General features: G+C 72.8%; 25 protein-coding genes and 1 pseudogene. 5 read left to right on the top strand and 21 right to left on the bottom strand.

Features of this window, described 5'->3' with window-relative positions:
- The first annotated feature begins 309 nt into the window (after positions 1-309).
- Positions 310-717: a hypothetical protein gene (locus BJ983_RS29765; RefSeq protein WP_179797125.1), complete on the top strand. Its 408-nt coding sequence runs from the start codon at positions 310-312 to the stop codon at positions 715-717.
- Here BJ983_RS29765 and mobF read toward each other — a convergent pair.
- The 10 genes and pseudogenes from mobF to BJ983_RS29720 form a co-directional block, all read right to left on the bottom strand.
- A complete protein-coding gene (gene mobF / locus BJ983_RS29760; protein WP_343054422.1) occupies positions 714-5,078 on the bottom strand; it encodes a MobF family relaxase in 4,365 nt (1,454 codons plus the stop codon). The genes BJ983_RS29765 and mobF overlap by 4 nt on opposite strands.
- Before the next feature lie 328 nt (positions 5,079-5,406).
- Complete coding sequence (locus tag BJ983_RS29755; RefSeq protein ID WP_343054421.1) at positions 5,407-6,240, bottom strand: hypothetical protein; 834 nt, start codon at positions 6,238-6,240, stop codon at positions 5,407-5,409.
- The gene (locus tag BJ983_RS29750) at positions 6,237-6,947 is read right to left on the bottom strand and encodes a hypothetical protein (protein ID WP_179797123.1); all 711 of its coding nucleotides are present in this window, start codon (positions 6,945-6,947) and stop codon (positions 6,237-6,239) included. Before BJ983_RS29750 ends, BJ983_RS29755 begins: the two co-directional genes overlap by 4 nt.
- Entirely contained in the window at positions 6,944-8,014 is a 1,071-nt protein-coding gene (locus BJ983_RS29745; RefSeq protein ID WP_179797122.1) for a hypothetical protein, read from the bottom strand. The genes BJ983_RS29750 and BJ983_RS29745 overlap by 4 nt, the downstream gene beginning before the upstream one ends.
- Entirely contained in the window at positions 8,011-10,008 is a 1,998-nt protein-coding gene (locus BJ983_RS29740) for a type IV secretory system conjugative DNA transfer family protein (protein WP_179797121.1), read from the bottom strand. The genes BJ983_RS29745 and BJ983_RS29740 overlap by 4 nt, the downstream gene beginning before the upstream one ends.
- Positions 10,005-10,433, bottom strand: a complete 429-nt coding sequence (locus BJ983_RS29735) for a hypothetical protein (protein WP_179797120.1) — start codon at positions 10,431-10,433, stop codon at positions 10,005-10,007. The genes BJ983_RS29740 and BJ983_RS29735 overlap by 4 nt, the downstream gene beginning before the upstream one ends.
- A complete protein-coding gene (locus BJ983_RS32780) occupies positions 10,399-10,671 on the bottom strand; it encodes an RRQRL motif-containing zinc-binding protein (protein WP_425484820.1) in 273 nt (90 codons plus the stop codon). The genes BJ983_RS29735 and BJ983_RS32780 overlap by 35 nt, the downstream gene beginning before the upstream one ends.
- Before the next feature lie 323 nt (positions 10,672-10,994).
- Positions 10,995-11,225, bottom strand: a pseudogene (locus BJ983_RS31385) (WhiB family transcriptional regulator); the annotation flags it as partial.
- Between the two features lie 325 nt (positions 11,226-11,550).
- Entirely contained in the window at positions 11,551-11,766 is a 216-nt protein-coding gene (locus BJ983_RS29725; RefSeq protein WP_246325685.1) for a hypothetical protein, read from the bottom strand.
- Positions 11,766-12,050 carry a helix-turn-helix domain-containing protein gene (locus tag BJ983_RS29720; RefSeq protein ID WP_179797118.1) on the bottom strand — a complete coding sequence of 95 codons (285 nt, stop codon included), beginning with the start codon at positions 12,048-12,050 and terminating at the stop codon, positions 11,766-11,768. Before BJ983_RS29720 ends, BJ983_RS29725 begins: the two co-directional genes overlap by 1 nt.
- A 196-nt stretch (positions 12,051-12,246) precedes the next feature.
- Between BJ983_RS29720 and BJ983_RS30315 the strand changes: the two genes are divergently transcribed.
- Both BJ983_RS30315 and BJ983_RS29710 read left to right on the top strand, forming a co-directional pair.
- Complete coding sequence (locus tag BJ983_RS30315; RefSeq protein WP_218890559.1) at positions 12,247-13,080, top strand: DUF5919 domain-containing protein; 834 nt, start codon at positions 12,247-12,249, stop codon at positions 13,078-13,080.
- 10 nt (positions 13,081-13,090) lie between these two features.
- On the top strand, positions 13,091-13,558 hold the full coding sequence (locus tag BJ983_RS29710) for an NUDIX domain-containing protein (protein ID WP_179797117.1): 468 nt from the start codon (positions 13,091-13,093) through the stop codon (positions 13,556-13,558).
- On the opposite strand, the gene BJ983_RS29705 is transcribed toward BJ983_RS29710, so the two are convergent.
- From BJ983_RS29705 to BJ983_RS29665, 9 genes are all read right to left on the bottom strand, one after another.
- Entirely contained in the window at positions 13,555-14,106 is a 552-nt protein-coding gene (locus tag BJ983_RS29705) for an HD domain-containing protein (RefSeq protein WP_179797116.1), read from the bottom strand. The two genes, BJ983_RS29710 and BJ983_RS29705, sit on opposite strands and share 4 nt — an antisense overlap.
- Before the next feature lie 134 nt (positions 14,107-14,240).
- Entirely contained in the window at positions 14,241-14,813 is a 573-nt protein-coding gene (locus tag BJ983_RS29700; RefSeq protein ID WP_179797115.1) for an Asp23/Gls24 family envelope stress response protein, read from the bottom strand.
- 11 nt (positions 14,814-14,824) lie between these two features.
- Positions 14,825-15,373, bottom strand: a complete 549-nt coding sequence (locus BJ983_RS29695; protein WP_179797114.1) for a DUF6286 domain-containing protein — start codon at positions 15,371-15,373, stop codon at positions 14,825-14,827.
- The gene (locus BJ983_RS29690; RefSeq protein WP_343054420.1) at positions 15,370-15,819 is read right to left on the bottom strand and encodes an Asp23/Gls24 family envelope stress response protein; all 450 of its coding nucleotides are present in this window, start codon (positions 15,817-15,819) and stop codon (positions 15,370-15,372) included. The genes BJ983_RS29695 and BJ983_RS29690 overlap by 4 nt, the downstream gene beginning before the upstream one ends.
- A 106-nt stretch (positions 15,820-15,925) precedes the next feature.
- Complete coding sequence (locus BJ983_RS29685) at positions 15,926-16,120, bottom strand: DUF2273 domain-containing protein (protein ID WP_179797112.1); 195 nt, start codon at positions 16,118-16,120, stop codon at positions 15,926-15,928.
- Between the two features lie 177 nt (positions 16,121-16,297).
- Complete coding sequence (locus tag BJ983_RS29680) at positions 16,298-16,612, bottom strand: hypothetical protein (RefSeq protein ID WP_179797111.1); 315 nt, start codon at positions 16,610-16,612, stop codon at positions 16,298-16,300.
- 140 nt (positions 16,613-16,752) lie between these two features.
- On the bottom strand, positions 16,753-17,247 hold the full coding sequence (locus BJ983_RS29675) for an Asp23/Gls24 family envelope stress response protein (RefSeq protein WP_179797110.1): 495 nt from the start codon (positions 17,245-17,247) through the stop codon (positions 16,753-16,755).
- Positions 17,248-17,383: 136 nt separating this feature from the next.
- A complete protein-coding gene (locus tag BJ983_RS29670) occupies positions 17,384-18,016 on the bottom strand; it encodes an Asp23/Gls24 family envelope stress response protein (protein WP_179797109.1) in 633 nt (210 codons plus the stop codon).
- Entirely contained in the window at positions 18,013-18,642 is a 630-nt protein-coding gene (locus BJ983_RS29665; protein ID WP_179797108.1) for a sigma-70 family RNA polymerase sigma factor, read from the bottom strand. Before BJ983_RS29665 ends, BJ983_RS29670 begins: the two co-directional genes overlap by 4 nt.
- Before the next feature lie 233 nt (positions 18,643-18,875).
- On the opposite strand from BJ983_RS29665, the gene BJ983_RS29660 reads away from it, so the two are divergent.
- A complete protein-coding gene (locus BJ983_RS29660; RefSeq protein ID WP_179797107.1) occupies positions 18,876-19,631 on the top strand; it encodes an MIP/aquaporin family protein in 756 nt (251 codons plus the stop codon).
- 293 nt (positions 19,632-19,924) lie between these two features.
- On the opposite strand, the gene BJ983_RS31975 is transcribed toward BJ983_RS29660, so the two are convergent.
- Together BJ983_RS31975 and BJ983_RS29650 are read right to left on the bottom strand one after the other, a co-directional pair.
- Entirely contained in the window at positions 19,925-20,347 is a 423-nt protein-coding gene (locus BJ983_RS31975; RefSeq protein ID WP_179797106.1) for an ANTAR domain-containing protein, read from the bottom strand.
- Positions 20,348-20,594: 247 nt separating this feature from the next.
- Positions 20,595-20,921: a hypothetical protein gene (locus BJ983_RS29650; RefSeq protein WP_179797105.1), complete on the bottom strand. Its 327-nt coding sequence runs from the start codon at positions 20,919-20,921 to the stop codon at positions 20,595-20,597.
- 277 nt (positions 20,922-21,198) lie between these two features.
- Between BJ983_RS29650 and BJ983_RS29645 the strand changes: the two genes are divergently transcribed.
- Positions 21,199-21,942 (top strand): adenylate/guanylate cyclase domain-containing protein, encoded by a 744-nt coding sequence (locus tag BJ983_RS29645; protein WP_179797104.1) that lies wholly within the window; start codon positions 21,199-21,201, stop codon positions 21,940-21,942.
- Positions 21,943-21,954: the final 12 nt, after the last annotated feature.

Here is a 21,954-nt window from a genome sequence, read left to right as displayed (position 1 = left end):
GAGCCAATTTCACCAATCGACCACACAAGTCGGCAAGTAGTTCGTAGCGTTGCCTCCCGTGACGGGGGGCGGGGTCGACGTAGTCAACGCGATCGGGCCCACGCGCGGGCTCCTGCTGCTGGTGGTGGTGGCGACGGCTGCTTGGCGAGCCGTCCACCTCTTCCGACTCGACGACGGACGTGACCCGCTCCCGTGGGCGATCGTACTGGTCCTCCTCGTCGGGGTACTCGCGGTCATCAGCCTCGCAGGCGCTGTGTAGGCCGCGAAGTCGCTTTTCCCCGGTTATGGCGTCACTCTGAGCAGGTGAACGTGACCGAAGCCGACGTTGCTGGGCTGCCGCCTGGAAACGTCCGCGTGCAGCGCGACGAGTTCGTCGCGGTGTGGCGGGCGGCCTCGGAGCACGACGACCGCGGTGTCGACGACTGGTACGCGGGCGCGGTCGCAACGACGTGTCGCTGGCTGGCGACCGCACCGGTGAGGTTGTCGAGCGGGCCGGCTGGGCTCCTCCGCTCCCCTGCTTCCCGACGGAGCGGTGTTCCGTACGAGGAGCTGATCGAGGCCGAGTACGTCGAGGCGCTGACCCTCGAGCAACGACGGCCGCGGCTGGCGCGGACACGTCCGGGCTGGTGCGAGGGCGTGCGGGACACCCTGCGGTGGGCCTGGCGGCGCGAAGGGCCGCCCCCGTACGAGGTTCTGGCAGAGCAGTCAGCTCGCTAGACCTCGACCGGCTCGTCCACCTCCGTGGTCGCGTCCTCCGTCTCGACGTCGGCGTCGCGCGCCTGCCAGTCGGCGAGCTGCTCGCTGCGGTGATCGGCCTCCTCCGCGGCGTCGATCTCGTCCCGTGCCTTCATCTCGACGAGCGCACGGTTCGCCCGCCCGATTGCGGCGCTGGTTTCGTCAGCGGTCGGGACGCGCACGTCGTCCTCGTTCGTCGGGCCCGGCTCGTACGCAGCGACCTCGCGCAAGTCACGCTCTGAGCCCTCTGGCTCGGCCAATTCGTCGGGCTTGTCGTCGCTCGTTTCTGACGCGAGTTCGTCTGGCCGGTCGGTGACGTCCTCGTCAGTGACGACCTTGTCCTTCTCGTCCTCGGCCACCGACTCGCGATGCGCGGCCAGCCACTCGGCCGCGGTCACGGCAGGCTCGGGGTCGACGTCGTCGGCGTGCCGGGCGGCCAGCTCGGCCTTGGCGCGATCCGCAGCAGCGCGCGTGCCGGAGGTGTGCGCGAGCCACTGCGACCGGGCGTCGTCGAGCTCGCTGAGCTCCTCGGCTCGCGCCCGCAGGGTCTCGGCGAGCGAGCGGGCCTCTTCGGCTTCGCGCAGCGCCTGGGCGCGCTCCTGCTCGTCGGCTCTTGTCTCGGCTTCAGCGCGACGGAGCTGGGCGTCCTGCTCAGCGCGATCAGCAGCCTGGCGGGTGCCAGCGAGTTCGTTGCCGACGTAGCGCGGCGCCCAGGCGGCCTCGCGCTGGTGGGCGCGGACTCGAACGCGGAGTTGGCCGTCGGAGAGCTCGAGTTCCTCGCGGTCGATCTCCGGTCGGCCGAGGGCCCGCCACGCGGCTCGGAAGGAGGCGTACGCCTCGACTTGCCCCGGGCTGGGGGCCGGTCCCAGGGCGTCATTTGGATCCTCGTGGTCATTGAGCTCGCGCCACCCAGCGACGGCGGCCGCCTTCTCCAGCCAGAACTCGCGATCCGCGAGCTGCTCAGGCACCGGCCCGAGGGCCTCCGTCAGCCACGACGGTGGTTCGGCGGCGAGCTGTTCGGCCAGTTCGGCGGCGCGGTCGTCAGCGGCTTCGGCCAGGCCGGTGAGGTAGCGGTCCCAGTCGTCGCGGCCCGTCGTCGGGACCCAGTCGGTCCAGGTGCTGCCGGCGGGGTCGTAGTCGTGGGCGTCGCGGACGCGGGCGTGGATGACGTTGGTGAGGTTGCGGGCTCCGTCGAGAGGTCTGTCGGTCACGGCTTCGCGCAGCACTGTCTCTGGGTCGTTTCCGGCGAGCTCCGCGCGACGCAGCACGCGACTCAGCGATGCCGCCCCGTCTTCGGCGGCGAGGCGTTGTCGGTCGTGGGTGGTGATGGTGCCGTCGGCGGCAAGGTCGTCGAGCCAGCGCCCGGTCCGCTCGGTGGCAGCGAGTGCAGCGGCGTCGGCGAACAACTCTCCCGCGGTGCGTGCACTGTCGGCTTCGTCGGCGGAGCGGGTGGCGATGGCGAGGGCGGACTCGTCGTCGGTGCGGTCCTCGCGGGCGACGACGCCGGCGAGGACCGCGACGGGGTCGCGATGCACGGCATGGTCCGCTGTCAGACCGCGCGCGGCGTCGTTCGGCGCGGAGACGGTGGCGGTGTGGGCGGTGTTGCGCTCGCGGCCGCGGGTGAGCCCGACGTAGGTCGCGGCGCGGCTGGAGGACGGCGAGGCGACGAGGTGGCTGGTGTCGACGGTCAAGCTCTGGGCGGAGTGCACGGTGCCGACGTAGGCCAGGGAGAGGTCGCGGTCGACGTACTCGGCCGGCAAGACGATGGGCGCGCCCTCGGTTCGCGTCGAGGCGACGGTTAGGGCGCCGTCGTCGCCGACGGCGGTGACGCGGTAGACCTCGCGGTTGATCGGGGCCTTGCCGTTGCCGGCATGTCCGATCAGTTCCCAGCCGTTGCGGCGCGCCGCGACGAGGTCACCGACCCCGGCTATGGTCCCGTCCCGCCCGAGGGGGACGCCGTGCTCGTCGACGCGGCCGAGTCTGACGAGTTCGGCGCGTAGCCGGGCGGCGAGGCGCGCGGCTTGGTCGTTGGTGTCGACGACGAGGACGGAGCGGCGGCCGGCGAGGGTGTCAGCGAGCCAGGCTCGGGTGGCGGAGGCTTCGGCGTCGTCGAGGGTGCCGCAGTCGAGGATGTGGCCTTCGCGGTGGTAGTCGCGCAGGACGGTGTCGTCGCCGTCGCGCAGCCGCAGTGAGGCGGGGCCTTCCCAGGCGGCGGTGAAGCGGCGGGTGTCGGCGAGTTCGTAGCGGGCGCCTGCGTTCGCGAGTAGTTCCATCGCGCCGCCGGCGCCGACGGCGGCGAGCTGGCGGTGGTCACCGACGAGCAGCAGCTTCCCGCCGGCGCGCTCGACGTGGTCGTGGATGCGGGTCAGAGCGGCGGTGTCGGTCATGGCGGACTCGTCGACGACCACGAGGTCACCGGCGTGCAGGCGCCAGCCGCGGTCGTCGTCGTGGGAGTTGCCCGGCGAGTCGGCGAGCCGGTCCTGGGTGGCTAGCCAGCGGGCGACGTTGCGGGTACTGAGGCCTTCGGCGGCGAGGACGTCGGTCGCGATCTGGCTGGTGGCGACGCCGAACACGCGGCGTGCTCCGGCACCGCGGAGCTCGGGATGTGACCAGGCGCGGGCGATGGCGCCGACGACGAAGCTCTTGCCGGTCCCGGCGGGCCCGACGAGCGTCTCGACCCGGGCGCCGGAGGTCAGGACCCCGCGCACCGCGGCGGCCTGGTCCGCACCGAGGTCGAAGCCGGTGTCGCGCAGGTCTGTCAGGAACGTGTCGATCGCGTGCAGCGGGGCCGCGGGTGGGAGGTCGTGGCGGGCGACGGCGCTGAGCATGGCGCGTTCGGTGTGGACGTGCGTCGGGGTCGCAAACAGGGCAGCGCCGGAGGCCTCGTAGGCCGAGCGGCCATCAGCGAGACGGAACTCGTCGGGCAGGTCCGCGGCAGCGGGGCGGGCGGTGTCGAGCGGGGTCGCCAGCGCGAGGCCCTCCTCGGTGAGCTGGTCGAGCAGCGCCGCGACGTCGGTGCCGTCGGTGAGACCGAGGGTGTCGGGCAGGGCGTCGTTGATGGCGCGGGTGAGGTCGGCGCGGGTCCAGCCGGCCCTTTTGGACTGGACGTCGGCCAAGGCCGTCTCGAGCACCGCGCCCGGGGTCCAGGGGTCGGCTACACGGGTGTCGGTGCGAGTGTCGAGAACCTGCTGCGCGACACCACGGAGGCCGTGCTCGACCTCGGCTCGCAGCTTGGTGTCGACGCGGTCGAGGAACTCGGTGCGGGTCTCGCCGTCATGGGACTTCGCCTGACGGGTGGCCATCGTGGCCTGACGCGAGAGCCGGTCGCGCTCGAGGCCGTTGGCCTCACGACCTTGCCGGGCCTCGAACTCGGCGATCAGCTCCGCGGCCTTGCCCGACACGGCCCGGCGTCGGGACGAGAAGAGGTCGGTGGCGGCCTCGTCGACCCCGACGACCTCGCGGGCCTTGCCGTCCGGGCGCATCGCCAGCCGCACCCCGAGAGTCGCGCCGAGCCGTTCCTCGGTGGTGCGCTCGGCGACCGCCGCCGCGGCCGGGCGGAAGCGGTAGATGCTGCGCCCGTCGAGGGTGCGCCAGACGCCATCGGGGCCCTCGACGCGGTTGAGGACCGGGTTGTGGATGTGCAGCTGCGGGTCGTGGTCGCGCGAGTCGTGCTGGAAGAACGACGTGACGATCCAGTCGTGGGCGTCGACGTAGCGGCCAGCCGCGCCACCGTGATGCCCGACCCGGGCGTAGCCAGCGCGCTCGGACAGGTATCCCAGCGCGGCGTTGTTGCCAGCCCAGATGGCGTCCTCGACGGCCTGGCGGTACTCGCCCCACGCCGCCGCGGCCTCGTTGTCGCCCGCGGCGCGGGCCGCGACTTCCTCGGCCTCGAACGCTGTATGCAGCACGGTGACCGACTTCTGAACGCTGAACGTGACGTCGAGGAAGGCGACGTTGTGCCGGGTCGCCTTGCCCGCCTCGACCCGGAGCTCGGCGCGGCGTTCAGCCGAGGCGTCCGGCTCCCGTTCGAGCGCGGTGGCGTACAGCTCGTCCTCGCTCGGATACCGCCGACCGGCGTGCCCGAGAGTGGCGGTCTCGGCGAGCTCGTCCCACCGCTCGGGGTTCCGGAACCCGTCGGCGCGCGGGTCGAGGAACCGTTCGTAGACCGCGCGCATGTCCTGCGGGTCGACCAATCCGGTCAGGCCGAGCTTCTCCGCGCCGGCGCCCCACCAGCGCCCCGGCGGCTCCCCACCGGTGACCGCGCCGGTGTAGTAGCTCTCCCGCCCGGTCGCGACCTCCTTGAGCAGGTAGTCCGGTGAGTAGCCCGACGCGACGCTCAGCACGAGCCCCACCGCCCGAACTCGCAATCAAGATCCGCCAGGCGACGCTGCCTGCCCTTCTCGGTCTTGACCTGGAGATCAACAGCCATGACCGGTGCGATCGTGACGACCGGGCGCGGAACGCCCTGGGCCCGCCGCAGGCGGCACCGACGGATCGTGATGCATAGGTGTGCTGCCTTTGATCTTGTCGTTCCTCGCTGGTGGCTCGTCGGTCTGCTTGCTCGGAGCCCACTCGTCGCGTCGCTGTTCTTCTCTTCTGCTCTTCTCGTGGTGCTGGGCTGCTGATCGGTCCTCGTCTGGCTGCTGCTCGTCGTCTGGTTCGGGGTGGTGGTCACGGTGTCTGGGCCTCGTTGTTGTCGTCGCGGGACTCGCTCGCCTCGTCGACCGCGGTCGCCGGTCGGGTCGTCGCCAAGGAATCGGCGAGCAGGCGCGGTGCGGGCAGCGGCGCGGCCCGCAGGGCCTTGAGCGCCGCCGCAGCGGTGCCGCGCGAGACCTCGGCCGCAGCCTCGAGCTCGCTGACCGTGGGCCAACGGCCGTTGCGGCGGGCGTGCCGCCTCGCAGTCGCCTCCGCCCGGTCACGCAGCGGCGACGCCGCCGCCCGAACCGGGTCCGACCGCCCCCTCTCCCCATCAGCGGCCGGGGCGGGGTGAACAGCCTCGGACAGCGCAGACGGCTGTACGTCCGGCGGCGTGAACAGCAGCGGTTGAACACCGTCGACTGCCGAACCCTGAACCGGAGCGTCGGCCGGACGCGGGGCGTCGGGGGTGTCGTGCGCGAGGAGATAGAGCAGGTGCGCGACGACGGCCGCGGCGATCGCGGGCCACGCGCCGACCCCGAAGCGCAGCGCGCTCGGCGTCGCGACCCCGTCGCCTTCGCCGGCGAGGTAGGCCGCCTGGGCGAGGCCGGAGAGACCGGCGGCGATCACGACGACCGCCCAGGCGTAGCGCGCCGGCCTTCCCGACAATCGCGCGGTGGCGGCGTAGGCGACGAGCGCGAGCCCGTCGGTGATCAACGGGTAGAGCCACGCGATCCCGGCCGGCACCCGTGCAGCGACCGCGACCTCATAGAGCCCATGGGCGGTCGCCGCCGCCGCGCCGACCGCGACCGCCAAACCCGGACCCCAGATCGCCGCCCGGGTCCACCGGCCCGTCGTCGGCGCGGTCACCGCCGCCGTCCAGTCCCTGTGCCCGGTCCCGCGCCGAGGAAGCCGGGGATCGACGAGCTCGAGCTACCGCTCGGTTCCGGGGCCGGCTGGTCGCGGGCGGTCCCCCACCAGTCGGCGATCTGGGCGATGGCATCAAGGCCGGGCACGGTGCCGGTCGAGCGGGGGCGCTCGTTCCACCCGGTGCGGGTCTGGTGCCGCTCGATCGAGCAGGACCCGACCGCAGCCTTGAGGCGACGCACCACCCCGGGCCGCTGGCGGTCGTGCCAGTCCCCCGCGAGCTGTACCGACGCGCCCTTAGCCTCGTAGGCGGCGATCCAGGCCTGCCAGAGCCACAGCAGCTCCTCGACCACGTCCGGGTGCCACAGCCAGCACTCCGGCAGCACCGACGACGCGTCCGGGTAGCGTAGGAACACCATCCCCAGCCACTCCCCCAGCGCCCCGAGCAGCGCAGCGAGCTGCTCCGGGTCCTCCCGCGGCGCCGCGAGCCACGAAGGAGCCGGTACTGGCCCCGGCCGCGTCGGCGTTGCGGTCACGGCGTCCGCGAGCTGCGCGAGCGTGCGAGCGAGGTCATCGACCCGGGCTGGGACCCCGGTCACCGCGGTCACGGCGCGGCGCAGCCCGTCGACCTCCCGGGCCAGCCCGGCCAGCGCCTCCGCGCGGGCGAACTCCTCCCCGCCCTGCGTGGCGCCCGGCGGCCGGCGGGTCACGACGACTTCCCGACATCGGGTCCGCACTCGATCTGCCAACCCGACGGCAAGGCGTCCTGCGATGCGTCGTCGTCAAGCTCAGTGTCCGTGTCTTGCTCGGCCTGGTCGTCGGCGTACCAGCGGCCGAGCTGCTCCCGGCGGTCGACGAGGGCCTCGTCGCGGTCGATGCCCTCGCGCCACGTGTAACCGCTGAGCCGCACCCGCAGGTCGTCGAGTCGCTGCTCGAGCTCGTCCGGGTCATCGCGCGGACCGGCTTCGAGTGCCTTCTCCGGGGCCTCTGTCTCGACGGCCCAGTCCCGGACGCGGGCCTGGCCCTCCGGCGAGTTCCAGTACGCCGCATGGTCGGGCTGTCCCTCGGGGCTGCGGGTCGGCTCGGCGGCCGCGGTGAGTTCGTTGCGCTCGTCGGCAGTGAGGGGTCGGAAGCCGCCCGGGGCGGTGGGGTCGAAGACGACGTAGCCGTCGCGGTCGGCGATCTCGAAGGCCTCTTCCCACCTCTGGTCGTCGTCGTCCTCGTCCAGTGGCAGGCCGCCCGGCAGGGCGATCTCGCCGACGACGGGGCCGTCGTCGAGCTGGTCGGGACCGCTGATGTGCTCGACCCGCAGGTCGTCTGGGTATGTCATGGCGGGGTTCTCCTCGGAGGTCGCCGCGCGCGAGTCGGCGCGCAAGTCGGTGTCCTCGCGGCCAGCAGCGCGGTAGCGCTCGGCGTCGCGGAAAGGGATGTCGAGCTCGGCCGCGGCGCGCTGTGCCTGCGCCACGCGGTCGCGGTAGGCCTGCTGCGCGGCGACCGGGTCGGAGCCGGTGACGGCTGCGACATCTCGCCAGGTGGCGCCCTGCTCCCGCGCGACGGTGATGGTGTGCCACCGCCACCTGCCCAATCGCTCGGCGAGTTCGTGCTGCGCGGCCAGCGCCTCGAGGGCCGACGGCGCGTCCGCGTCGTCGGCGAGGCTGTCGCGCAGTTGCTGGGTGTCCTCGTTGCGGCCGACCGCTTCGGCGCGGCGCAGCGCTTGTTCGAGGACGTTGCGCTCGTTCCAGGCCTGCCAGGTCGCGAACGCCTCGGCGAGGTTCATCGCTCGCCCCCGCCGACCGGCTCGTCGTCGCGAGCGTCGTCAGGTGCGGGATCGAGCTCGACGACCAGGCGCTGCGAGGGCACACGCAGCGCGTCGCTGACCCGCGGCTCACCCTCCGGGCGCCGCCAGGACCGGTCGAGGCCGAGCTTCTGGCGCTGGGCCTGGGTGCGCTCTTCTCGACGACGGGTCCACGCCGTCGGCCGCAGTCGTCCCCACCAGAACCGCAGCCGTTCACGGGCAACCGACGCTGACGACAAGACCCGACCCGCCGTCGCGAACCCGGCTTTCGCCGCGCTCGCCGCCGCCGCAGCTCGACCGACGGTGACCAGCCGCGTGTACAGCAGCCGAGCCCGCACACCCCGCGCGGCGGCCGCGGCCGGGTAGCCGGCCGAAGTGGCACGGACGTCTCGGCGCCGCCACGCCATGCGCGCGCGGCCGAGGACGGGGTCGATGCCGCGGCGGAACACGATCGCCCGCGCCGGGGCGAGGTTCGCGATCTGCGCCGGGGAGAACACCGGCACCTTGCGCACCGTGCGGGACGCGACGCGACCGTGCAGGTCGGTGGTGGTGATCCGCTCGTCGCGCTCCCCAGCCAGGGTCGACCAGAACTGCAGATCGTCGCGATCTCGCGTGCCGCCGAAGAGCATCACCGAGGCGGTGTTGTTCAGGATCGTCGCGGTCTTGTGCGGGCCGTACCGGTCGAGCAACTGGGCCCGAGACTGGAACGCCGCGACGATCGTGACCCCGCGACCGCCCATGTCCGCCGACCAGTTCTCCAGCGGCACCGGCGAGATCAACGCCGCCTCGTCCAACGCCAACGTCAGCGGCGGATCCAGCCGCCCGCCCTTCGCCAGCCGGCGGGCCTCACGAGCGATGTGCCCGGTCAGCGCGCACACCAGCGCCCCGGTGTTCGCCTCCTCCGCCCCCAGCAAGAAGACGGTGGCCTTCTGATCGAGCAGCTCGGCGACATCGAATGACGCCCCCGGCTGCGCCGCGGCCGCGGCGGCCGGGTGATTGAGCCACCCGAGGGCGGGCATGATCGAGTTGGTGATCGACGTGCGGGTGCGGTCGTTGGTGGTGATGAACTGCGAGGCGTCCCGCTCGAAGGCCTGCACCTGCGAACGGCGCAGCAGGGCGGGGACCTCGTGAGCGGCCTGGTCGTTGTCGGCGACCCACTCCAGCACCTGCCACATCGACGCCTGACCCAACGCGGCGGCGTGCAGCAGCGCCGCCAGCACCCGGCGGGCCTGGGAATCCCACCGCTCCGCATCACCCGACGCCGAGCCACGGCTGGTGGCGGCGACCATGTCGGTCGCCCGCTCGACCGCGGTGACTGGGTCCTCGCACCCAACCAGCGGGTCGAACGGCAGCGTCGTCTCTCGATCACCGAGCCCAACCGCGTTGAACACGTAGACCGGGCCCGGTCGCAGCGGCGCGCACAACTCGAGCAGGTCGGTACGCGTCGAGGTCACCACCGCAGCACCCGGCGCGTCGATCACCCGGCCAGCGAGCCAGCCCGTCTTGCCGGTCCGAGGCCCGCCGAAAATCAGCACGACGTCCTCGACCGAGGACCAGACCCGCTGCACCCCGACCCGAACCAGCTCTACCGCGACCTGCGCGACCGGGACCCGGCAGCGCTCCCACCGGGATAGCCCGGCCAGCGACGGCCGGACCTTCGCCGCCATCGCCAGCATCGCGACCGCACCCGCCCGGCGGGCGATGTCCACGCTCGAGGCGACGCCAGCCTTGCGGCGGCTCCGACCCGACCAGCGCGACACGATCGACGACGTCCGCGCGAGCCGCTGCCACGCCAGCAGCCCACCGAGGCCCATGAGCAGGAGCACGAAAGGCCAGGTCAGCGAAGTCAGGAACGCGTAACCGGGCAGCGCGGCGGCAGCGCCCAACAGAGCGGCGGGCCGGCGGGCACCGCGCCGGAACGCGACCCAGGCCGCGAGGGCCAGCGGGACGAGCAGGACCAGACTTGCCGTATTCATGGCCGTCCCTCCTCAGGACCGGAAGTGGGGTCGATCTCGAGACCGATGTGGCCGATGGACGACCAGAAGCGCTCGCCCTCGGCCAGCGCAGAAGTGACCGCGATCCGCAGAGAGGCGACGTCGGCGACCGCGCGTACGAGTCGCGCGGCCGGGTCGCACCCGGCGTCGTCGCGCAGCACCCGCCCGCTGCCGTAGCCACCGACCTGACGAGCGAGGAGCTCGGCGAGCTCCTCGATCGAGCGCAACGTCCCGACCGCCTCAGCCGTGAGGTCGTAGAAGTCGGCGTGCTCGAGCGCCTCCGCCCGGAGCGCCCGTTGTGCGGCGACCGCAGTGCGCCACCAGTGGGTCGCGTTCTCAGCCGCTGCGACCGCCGGACGCACCTGCCTCGGCTCACCCACGGCCGCCACCGCCGCGACCAGCTGCATGGCAGTCCACGCACAGCCCGAGCGAGACCTGGATGCAATAGCCGACGTCCTGTTCACATCTCCCGCACCAGCGGCGAGCAGCCAGAGCACGGCGCACCGCGTCGAGCTGCGCCGCCGAAGGAGTCCGCTTTGCCACGAGCTCGCTGCCGTCCCACAGCGCAGCCCACCGACGGCCCCGCCGGCAGACGACGCGCGCCACCGGTGGCCGGCCTCCTGGAGCGAGTCCAGCGCTCCGCATCTGACGGCGCGTCATCAGCCCACGCGGGGCGAACCGCCATCGCCAGGTCGGCAGACCGTCCTCCAGCCAGGCGGTCGGCTGCCACCCCCACTGCTCGGTCATGAGGCCGGCCACTCGCGAGCTCATGACACCCGCTCCGCCTGCGCATCCAGCTCCTGACGCAGCGCCGCGGCCCAGCGCAGGGCGGTCCGTTCGCTCACCCCGCAGCGGGTCGCGACGTCGCGCGGGCGGACGCCCTCCTCCAACAGCCGCCGACCCGTGAGCCGGTCGTCGCGCACCTGGTCCAGCCGTCGAGACCGCGTGCCTCTCCGGCCGGAGGTCGTGCGCGAGCGGCGGTGCGTGACCCGCTCCTGTTCGGTCAGTCCGCCGGCCACGCCGTAGCGCAGCCCGTCCACGGCGAACGTCCGGCACTGCTCGATCACGGGGCAGCGACGGCACACGGCCTTCGCTGCGGCGACCTGCGCTGCCCAGGCCGGGCCGGTGTTCGCGGCCGGGAAGAACAGCTCGGGGTCGGTGTCTCGACACGCGGCGCTCGTGCGCCAGTCGCTGGTCATGGGTGCCACCTCCTGCTCGTGGTGGACGGGTCCGGTCCAGGACGCCCCACCGGACCGGACCCGCCGTCGGGAAGACCCCGGTCGGACCCGGAGCCGTGGGTGGAGGTGCCGTGCCGCCTCCACCGCGCCGTGGGCGCCGCGGGGCCGCCGAGGCTCGCGGTCCAGGGCCGGACGACGTCCGGTCGCGCAGCGACGCCGCAGGCGCCCTTGACCGGGAGAGCGGCCGCGACAAGCTCCAGGGGCCGACCGCTCGCGTCGCCGCAGGCGACGTCCTCCATCTGCACGGCCCGCGCGGCCCTGAGCGCGACGATCGCGTGGCGGCCGGTCACTGCTCGCCGCCGTTGAGAGCCGGGGTCGTGGCCTGGTCGACGGTCGACATGACCTTGCCGACCGCTCCCGGCACGGCCTGCCCGACCGGCGTGCCGATGAACAGCACGAGAGCGATCAGCGAGAACACCACCGCACCGGACGGCGAGCGGGTCTTCGCGCAGATGAAGGCGCCGAGGATCGCGAAGAGGATCAACAGCCCGATGCCGCTCATCAGGCGCCCTCGGCTGCGGCGCGCGTGTCCGGGTGGGTCATGACCGACGCCGGGTCGGAGCCGGCCGCCCACGCTTCTGCGACTGCGCGGCTGACGTACCAGCGGTTGCCGATGCGGCGCGCCGGCAGCGTCCTGGGGATGAGCCGACGGATGCGCTGGCAGTTGGTGCTTGCGGAGCCGCCGTCTCCGACCTCGCCGAACCAGAGGCGAGCGACCTCCTCGACGGTGATCAGGAGTCCGGTGGACTCGGTGGTCGTTCGGGGTGTGGGAGCAGTGCCACCCATGGCTCCTCCTGGATCGCCATGGCGCGAGGTGCGCCGTCGTCCGCCCCAGTTGAGCGGGGCGATACGACGGTCGGTGGAGGGCACGTCTCATCGCGTCGGCGCGAATGTCGCGCCTCGGACTTGTCTGTTTCGCCCTGTCGCGTCTTCGTCTCGTCTACGCTCCGAACGGGATCTTCGGCGCGAGGGGAACAGCGCGATGGACACCGCCGTGAAACTGCGCGATCTCCTGCGGGATCGGCACTGGCAGAACTACCGCGCGTTCTGCCTGCAGTACGACCGCGTGGCGCGCGAGATCGATTCGTCGTACGTCGGTACCTATCCGAGCCGCGCACAACTGCACCGCTGGCAGGCGGGCGGACTCAAGGGCCTCCCCTACCCGCACCACTGCCAGGTGCTCGAGGCGATGTTCCCCGGGGTCACGGTGGCGGAGATGTTCGCGCCGGCCGGCACGCTGATGCAGGTCCCCGCTCAACGGGCCGCCGCGCCGGGGACGAGCGTTCCCGACGGCGGGTCGGTGCAGGTCACGATCTACCCCAGCCGGAACGCGATCCCGCGGGAGCTGTGGGATCAGATGCTCGACGACGCCGGCGAGCGGATCGACGTCCTCGTCTACGTCGGCATGTTCCTGACCGAGAACCCGGGCCTCCTGCCTGCCCTCCGACGCAAGGGAGCCGACGGCGCGCAGATTCGGCTGCTCTTCGGAGACCCCGCAAGCCGCGAGGTCGCGCGCCGCAGCCTCGACGAAGGCATCGGCAAGGGCGCGATCGGCGCGAAGATCAAGAATGCGCTCGCATTCTTCGGCAAGCTCGCAGGTGAACCGGGGATCGAGATTCGCTGCCACGGGACGACGCTCTACAACTCGATCTACCGCTACGACGACCAGATGATCGTCAATCCCCACATCTTCGGAGCCCCTGCGCCGCACGCGCCGGCGATGCACCTGATGCGCGCGGCAACGACCGACCTCTTCGACACCTACTCCGACAGCTTCGACCGCGTCTGGGAGGGCGGCACGCCTCCCAAGTGGTAGGCCTGTGAGCGTGCCGAAGACCGACTACTACGACGACCCTGACGCTCCTCCGCCGAACAGCCTCGTGGTGGCCGTCGCCGTCGTAGCCGTCGACGACCAGGACCGTGTCCTCTTGATCGAGCGCACGGATAACGGCAAGTGGGCGCTTCCTGGTGGCGCGCAGGAGCTCGGCGAGTCCGTCCGCGAGGCTGCCGTTCGCGAGACCCGCGAGGAGACGGGGATCGAGGTCGAGGTCGCGGGCGTGGTCGGCATCTACTCCGATCCCCGCCACGTCATCGCTTACGACGACGGCGAGGTCCGGCAGGAGTTCTCGATCTGCCTGCGTGCTCGTGTGATCGGCGGCAGCCCGCGCTCGAGCGGCGAGAGCCGCACCGTGCGGTGGGTGAGTCGGGCAGAGCTGGAGCAGCTGCCGATCGATGGGCGGATGCGACGCCGGATCGACGACGGCGTTCGTGGCGCTGCCCCACACGTCGACTAGATCGGAATGCCGGCCGTGGACATCCTCGACAGGGTGCGGTCGACTGCTGCTCGCAGCTCGGGTTCGGCCTGGTCGAGAAAGGCCGTGACGACGTTGCCTGCGCCGTACCGGTGACGAATCTCGGCCCAGCGCTCGTCAGCAGTGAGCCGTTGCCCCTGCGGACCGGTGGTGGCGTCGCAGTACCAGAGCGCATCACGTGTCGGGCTGACTTCGTCGACGTAGTACTCGACACCAACGACCTGACGGAGCTGCGCTTCGACGACGGCGCAGGAGTGGCGGGCGACGAGTGCGACCACGCGGTCCGAACAGCCCTCGCGCGCGAGGAAGCGCGCGCCGTCGAGCGGGTGGAAGCGCTCGTGCGCGATCGCCGGGGCGTAGCCGATGTCGTGCAGGATCGCCGCGACGCGCAGGTCCTCGGCGTCGACACCGTCGAGGCCACCAAGACGTGAGGCTTCGCTAGCGACGGCCTGCACGTGACGCCAACGGTCGGGCAACGGCTCCGCGAGCAACGACTCGGACAGCACGAACGCCTCGTCGAACTCGACCACCGGCTCAGGCTAGTGAGCGGCATCGACAGCTCGCTCGATGTGCTGGCAGCCAACCCGAGCAAAGGCTTGGGCAGGCCAGATCGGCGGGGCGACCACCCCAGGGAGCGGTCCGAATCAGTGTGGCAACTGGGCGGTTAGGACAGTCGGGCGCTGCGGGCATCGTCGAGGCGGAAGAGGACCTCGGCGGGCAGGGCGGACAGGTCGAGGGCCTGCCGGAGCCGGGGGACGGCGTCGGTGTCGATGCGGCGGCGGACGTCGGTGATGTCGGCGGCGTCCTCGGTGCCGACAGTGAGGTAGAGCATTGGACGGCTGGCGGTGCCGGCGAGGCGCGCGGAGGCGCGGTGCACGCCGGGGTAGTTCTCGACCTCGTCGACCAGCGGGGCGACGGCGTCCTGGGCGTCGATGCGGGTCGCCCCCGAGGCGGGGTCGGCCTCGAGACGCCAGGTGCCGGTCTTGGCGCGGCGCTGGGTCTGGGCGAGCAACCAGCGCAGCGCGAGCAGCCCGACCACGACCGCGACCAGAATGGTCACGTAGGACACCCAGGTCGGCGGGGACAGCGAGGTCGGGGTCAGCGTCTGATCGGCCGAGACCAGGGCGAGCACCCCGAAGGCGGTGAGTAGCGTGAATGCCGCCGCGGCGAGCAGGACGACGGCCACGAGCAGCAGCAGGGTGCGGTTGAGCCGGGCGGGCCGGTTCGGGCTGGCCATGACGGGCTCTCCTAGGTGTTCTTGTCGGCGCGGGCGCGGACCCGCACCTTCGGGCGGGTGGCGGGGCCAATCTCGACGAGACGGGTCTCGAGGCGGGTCTGGACCTCGCCGGGGACGGAGGCGGGGTCGGCGGCGGCGACCGTGACGGTGGCGGTGATGCGTCCCACGCGGGCGGAGACGTTGGCGGAGGTGACCCCGGGAACGGCGCCCGCGGTGGTGGCGAGGTCCTTGGTCAAGGTGTTGCGGCGGACGCCGGCGTCGGCGCCGCGGCTGCCGTCGTCGTCGACCAGGGCGCGCAGCGGCAGCACTGTCGGGGCCCCGGGGCGGATCGCGACGAGCAGCAGGATCAGTCCGAGGACGGCGAGCACGATCGCCACGGCGACGGTGCCGGCGCTCGACCAGCTCTGCGAGGAGGTGATCCCGAGCAGCGCGGAGAGGGTGAGGAACGGGGTCTGGCCGAGCAGGGACTGGACGACGGCGACGACGACGAGCACGCAGACCGCGAGGATGACCAGGGCGACGATGGTGGCGGGCAGGCTACGGCGGGGGCGGCGGATCATACGATCACCCTCTTGCTGCTCGAGCGGGCCGAAGCCGCGGTCAGGGCGGCGACGGAGATGTCGACCCGGGTGACGGTCAGCTCGGTCAGGGTTTCGACCCGGTCGCGGACGTGCGCGCGGACGTCTTCTGTGGTCTCGCGGACCGAGGCGGGGTAGGCGACGGTGAGGCGAACCTCGAGGGCGGCGGTCTGGGCGCTGACCCGTGCGGAGGCGCGGGGGCGGCCGTCGCCGTCGTCGCGTCCGGTGGGGACACCGAGCACGCGCCGCGCGGCGCCACCGACACCGTCGATCTCGCCGGCGGCGGCGATCGCGACCTTCTCCACCACGACGTCCTCGATCGAGAGGCTGCCGCGTTCGGCGGCCTCAGCGGGGTCGGCGGGGAGGCCCGCGTGGCGGCCGGCGCCGGGGGTGGGGCCGTTGGCGGTCGAGGTGACCTTCTCGGTCACTGGTGCGAATTCCGCGGGCGTAGGTGGGACGACGGGGACCTGGCCGGTCGGGCTGTCGTCCGGTTCCGGCTCGGGGCGGTGGTCGCGGTTGCTCATCACGCGTGCCTCAGAGCCTGCTGGAGGAGCGGCCGCGGCCGGTGAGGCCGTCGAGGTCGAGCTGTCCGTCGAGGGCGCGGCCGATGAGCAGCCCCAGCGCGCCCAGGACGAGCACGATCAGGAACGCCACGAAGCCGCCGAAGGCGGCGGAGACGCCGAGGACCAGTCCGACGATCAGGCCGAGGACGGTGTTCGAGACAGGCATGTCGATCAACTCCAGGAAGTGCGGGGACGGGTGCGGGAGGACACCGTCGAGGGGCGGAGGTGCACGCGCGTCGGGCCCGGCGAGGGGCCGGGCCCGACAGACGGCCGGTGCCCCCGCATCCGCGCGGGGCCGCCGGTGGGCGACCTGCGTGCTCGGACGGCAGGTCGTGCGGAGGTGCTACGGCCCGGCGGCGTCGAGCCCGGTGACGTCGAGGCCGTCGAGCCCGAGGTGCACCGGCAGGCCGGGCACCAGCGCCGACACTGCGGCCCGGACCTGGGTCTCCAGCGTCCGCAGCGGGCCGGGGAAAGCGACGACGCGCACCGTGACCTCGGTCGCGGTGATCTGGATGCCGGCCACGCGCCGCCCGGGCAGGTAGGTCCCGACGGTGCCGTACGGACCGGCCGAGAGCCGCGAGACCGCGGGGCAGGCCAGTACCGCGGCCGCGACCGGGTCGACCAGGGCGTCGGTGTCGCGCGCCGGCGGCGCGGTCACGGGCCCGGCCGGGTCGAAACGCGGCGGCTGCCCGGGCCTCGGTCCAGGAGGTGCCGCCGTGGTCGGGGGCATGGGCCCCGGACCGGTCGAGGCCGGGGCGTCCCCACCGTCACCGGGTGACGGTGAGGTGGGTGGGACGGTCACTGAACGCGGTTGGCCGGACGCGAGGTCGTCTCGTCCCGGTCGTCGTCGTTGTCGTCGCTGGGCAGGTGCAGGTCGACGACGTTGATGTTGACCTCGACGACGTCCAGGCCCGTCATCTGCTCGACGGCGCCGATGACGTTGCGGCGGATCGCGCGGGCGAGCTCGGCGATCCCGACGCCGTACTCCACGACGACGGTCAGGTCGATCGCGGCCTGGCGCTCGCCGACCTCCACCGACACACCCTGGGTCGAGGAGGAGCGGCCGCCGGAGATGCGCTCGCTGATCGCGCCGAAGGCCCGCGCGGCTCCGCCGCCGAAGCCGTACACCCCGGGGATCTCCCGGGCGGCGATCCCGGCGACCTTGGAGACCACCGAGTCCGAGATGGTGGTCTTGCCCTCGGGGGTGTCCAGCGCGCTGCCCGCGCCGGCCGGGGAGGTCGACAGCGCGCTACCGGCGGGGTCGGGCGTGGTGGCGGTGGTGGGGACGGTCATGGGAGCTCCTCGCACGTCGTCTGGGCCGACCCCCCGAACCCGAGGGAGCGGCGACCGGAACGCTCAGGCGTCCCGGTCCACGTGTGGTTGGACCCGGGCCGCGACGGATCCTCTCGCTACCAACGGGTGACTCCGGTCACTCTCGGCGCGCGGGGCCGCTCCGGCCGTCGTCAGGCGGGTCGAGTCGGGGGAAGACGTCGGTGACGGTGATGTCGACGACGACGACCTCGAGCCCGGTCTGGGTCCGGACCTCGGCGGCGACCCGCTCGCGCAGATGCGTCGCGAGTCGCTGGAGGTCGTGGCCGTACTCCGCGGCCACCGCCAGCTCGAGCGCCACGCTCTGCCCGCTCAGCCCCGCCGTCACCGGCACGGTCGATGCGCCCTCGGCGTCCTCGGGGTTCGCTCCGAGCGCGCTGAGCGCGGCGCGAACCCCGACGGTGCCGCGGGCGGCGTGCCCGGCCACCGCGACGACGACGTGGGCGGAGACCAGGATCGAACTCTCGGGGTCGGGCACCCGCCCGTATCCGGACGGGGCGGCCTGTTCGCGGATCGCGGCCAGGGCCTGGTCGAACAGGCCGGCCGGTGCCTGCACCTCGGCGGCGGCGAGCTCGTCGAAGGGCGCCCAGAGCCGGGTGTACTCCGCCAGCGTCGCCCGGCAGTGCGGGCACTGCTGCTGGTGGTCGTCGCGAGCGGCGCCCGAGCCGTCGGCGACCTGCGCGAGCAACTCGTCGGGGTCGCGGCCGCACGGCAGCGACGCGTCGCTACTCATGTCCACTCCCGCATCGCCGCGACGAGATTCCTGCGCCCACGTTCCAGACGACTGCGCAGAGCCGCTTCACTGACGCCGACGATCGCCGCTGCCTCACGGTAGGACAACCCCTCGATCTGGCACAGCACGACCGCGGCACGCTGCTCGGCGGGCAGCGCGGACAGGGCCGCGCCCGCGGCATCGAGCCGAGCCGCGTCGAGAACCCGGGGCTCGGGGCCGCGCACCGTGGGGTGGTCGGCCTCACCGAGCACCTCGGTCCGGCGGCCGGGGACCCGCTGCGCGCGGCGGTGGTTCAGGCTGCGGTTCACCACGATGCGATAGAGCCACGTCGAGAAGGTCGACGACCCGGTGAAACCGGCCAGCGCGCGCCACAGCTGCACCGCGACGTCCTGGGCGACGTCCTGGGCGTCGACGGGGTCACCCGTCAGACGCAGCGCGATCCTGTAGATGCGGTCCCGGTGCCTTCGCAGCAGCACCTCGAACGCCTGCCCCGAGAACTTCGACCCCGACACCGCCTGCGCGATCAGCCACTCGTCGGCGGCACCGTCCCAGCCGTGCCCCGCCCGACCGGGTTTCGACGCGGCGGCCGCGCCGTCGCCGCCCGACGACGGGTCCGGGCTCGACACGGACGCCACCCCCGATCTCTCGCTCTCTCGTCGCGCAGGACCTCCTGTCACCGCAGCCGACCTACCCGACATGTCGACGCCGCAGCCGACCCCGACTCACGGCACGGCCAGGCTATGCCAGATGTCACACATGGGCGCGGAGAGGGTGGCCTCCGGAGTGGGTCCAACCGGCGTAACTGGTCCCAGCAGCCGCCACGAGCACATGGGCGGACGACGGAGAGGAACAAACCACCATGAGCAGCCCTACCGCCGGGCTCTACGGCAGCGACATCGGCGCGAACATGGTCCGCGCCGCCACCGCCGAACTGATCGGCACCTTCGCGCTGATCTTCACCGGCACCGCGGTCGCAGTCTCTGGAGCGCTCGGTCGCTCGATCGCCGGCTCCCCCGTCGACTCCCTGGCCGTCGGGCTCGCCTTCGGCCTCGTCCTCGTCGCCCTGGTCTCCGCGCTCGGGCACGTGTCCGGCGCCCACCTCAACCCCGCGGTCACCCTCGCCCTCGCCGTGACCCGCAAGTTCCCGTGGCGCTTCGCCCCCGCCTACCTCGTCGCCCAGATCGTCGGCGCCGTCCTGGCCTCGCTCGCGGTGTGGGGCGTGTTCGGCTCGGCCGCCCGGGACCAGGCCGCGCTCGGCGCCACCGTCCCCGCCACCGGCGCCGGAATCGGACAGGTCCTGCTGGTCGAGGTCCTGATCACCTTCCTGCTGATGTTGGTGATCATCTCGGTGGCCACCGACGAGCGCGTCGCCCCCGCCGCGGTCGGTCCGGCGGTCGGGTTCGCCCTCGCGGCCGCGGTCCTCATCGGCGGACCCGTGTCCGGCGGCGCGGTCAACCCCGCCCGCGCGCTAGGGCCCGAGATCGTCTCGGGCACCTTCACCGCCTTCTGGGCCTACCTCGTCGGCCCGATCGTCGGCGCCGTCCTCGCCGCAGTCGTCTACGACCGCTTCCTCGCCCAGGCATCCGCACCCGACCCCGACCCGCAGCCCGAGTAGGGGGTTCACGGGCCCGCTCGCGCCGAGGGCGCTCGCAGAGAGTGCGCACGGCGAGTCGACGCCTGCCCTCCACGCGATCCTTTCTCCTCCTTGCCGAGCGAGGGACGGTGCGCGCGATCGCGGCCTGGGCGTGGCGGTAGAGGCCCGGGTCACGGCTCGTCGGCGCCGGCGTGACTGGCTCCGGCATCCCCGCCCACCGCGCCCGTCCTGCGCAGTCTGCGCGGCCGGACGTGGGCTCTGCGAACAGTCGCGGGCTCGACGGCGAGCAGGCTCTGTTGGAGCCGGGGGCGAGATCAGCTCGTCGAGGCGTTCACACGGCCGGCGAGCTTGGAGAGCAACCCGAGCAGGGCTTCGCGGTCGTGACTGTCGGACCCGAGAGCCTCGGCGCGGTCCATGAACTGGTGGGTGACGTCGGGTAACGGCGTGCCACTCTGCTGGCTGACCCACATCAGGCACTCGAAGGCCCGTTCGGCGCCGACGTTGAATGCAGCCATCAGCACGCCGACGGCTTCGTCGTCGCGGGAGGCGACGGCGCGGCGGGCGCGGAGCGCCGCGAGACGCTGCTCGGTGTCCTCTGCGCGCCGTTGCACGATCAGAGCCTGCTCGGCCCGGTCGGACGGCTCCCGGCTCGTCGCTGCTGCTACCCACTCGGCGGAGGGCTCGACGTCGGGTCCGTTGAGGAAGTCCAACAACGAGCATTCGGCTGGTTCGGTCACAGCGCAGTCTCCCTGTACGCGTGTGCGGTCTCAGGCGCGCTTGGGGTCGACGCCTGGTGGGAGCGTGAGGCTCCGGGTTGGAGATCGAGTTTATCGACAGGATCGCGCGCAATCGGCACCACGTCGAGCGCACAGGATGCTCACCGAACGAAGCAGCTCCGTCGGAGCTCGGCGCAGCGTCGACGACGGACACGTCCTGTGCTGCCATCGCCGTGCGCGAGGTGTGGCGGCCCGCCGTGGGGCGCGATCAGAGTTGTGGCCCCGCGGTGCGAGGTTCGGGATGCGCGGCAATAGGGCCGCCTGCGACCTGGCCCCGGCGAGCGAGCTCGGCGCCGTTGCTCAGGTGCTGGACGACGGCGTGCAGCCGGTGGGACTCGCTGCTGCCCGGGACGGACTCGAGGTCCGTGCTGCGCAACAGGTGGACGGTGGCATCGAGGAGGTAGGCGACCTCGAGAGCGACCCCGGGCTCATCATCGTCGGTGGGCTCGGCACGACTGGCGGCCTGCTGGCCGATCCCCAGGGCCTGGGTTGCTTCGCGCAGGGCAGAGATCGCGGCGTCCGCAGCGTCGGTCACGGAGTGAGAGTTTGCCCCACGCGCGATCAGGTGGCGCACCTCCAGGGGCTCTCAGCGACATACCGCGGAGCGCTGCCATCGTTCCCTCGTGCCCGAGTTGCGCACCGGATCGGCGTCACGTCGGCTCCGTCCTGTGTCCGTGAGCGCCTTTGCAGCCCCGTGGCGGCGATGGCAGCGAGGATGGACATCATGAGTTCATCGGGACCCGGTGAGGCACGTGGTGTCTGACGGCGACGCGTCTCGGGCGTCGTGCTCGCTGGCGGCCGGGGTCGAGAGGGTGGCCGAGCGACTGGACGGCGACCCGTTGGTGGCGGGGTTCGTGAGGTGGGCCCGGCGACACCTGCCCGGCCAGGACGTCGCCGTCGACCCGCTGTCGCTCGGTCCGGGGCTCGCCACCGACCTGGCCTTGCGCCTGGCGCCTGTGGCGGCGCACCGACCCAGCGTTCTGCGCGAGCTCGGCTCGACGGCGCTCCAGCTCTGGCAGGCCCAGCACGGAGGCGAGCGCGCCGGGGGCGATTCCGGCGAGCTCGCCGTGCTCTTCACCGACATCGCTGGGTTCTCCGACTGGACCCTGGAGGTCGGCGACGAGGTCGCGCTGACCGCTCTGACCCGGATCGCGGAGGTCGTCGAACCTGCCGTGGCCCGCCGAGGGACGCTCGTGAAGCGACTCGGGGACGGCCTCATGGTGGTCTTCCCCGATCCTTCCGACGCGCTCGCCGCCGCGGAGTGGACCCGCGACCTGGTCGACGGGCTCGATCCAGAGGCGATGGGTGGCCACCGGCTACGGCAGCGCGCCGGCGTGCATCTCGGCCGGCCCAGGTTCGACGGCGGCGACTACTTCGGCCGCGACGTGAACATCGCCGCGCGGATCGCGGACGCCGCCGAGGGCGGCGAAGTGTGCGTCTCCGACGCGGTATGCCGGGTCCTCGGTCCCGGGTCCGACGGTCGCTTCCGGCCGCGCACGGACCTGAATCGCAAGGGCGTGCCCGACGACGTCGAGGTGCACGTCCTCGTTCGGTGACCGCGGCGGCGG

The sequence above is a fragment of the Actinomycetospora corticicola genome, assembly GCF_013409505.1.
Taxonomy (GTDB): domain Bacteria; phylum Actinomycetota; class Actinomycetes; order Mycobacteriales; family Pseudonocardiaceae; genus Actinomycetospora; species Actinomycetospora corticicola.
This window is presented reverse-complemented; position numbering and strand designations above follow the sequence as displayed.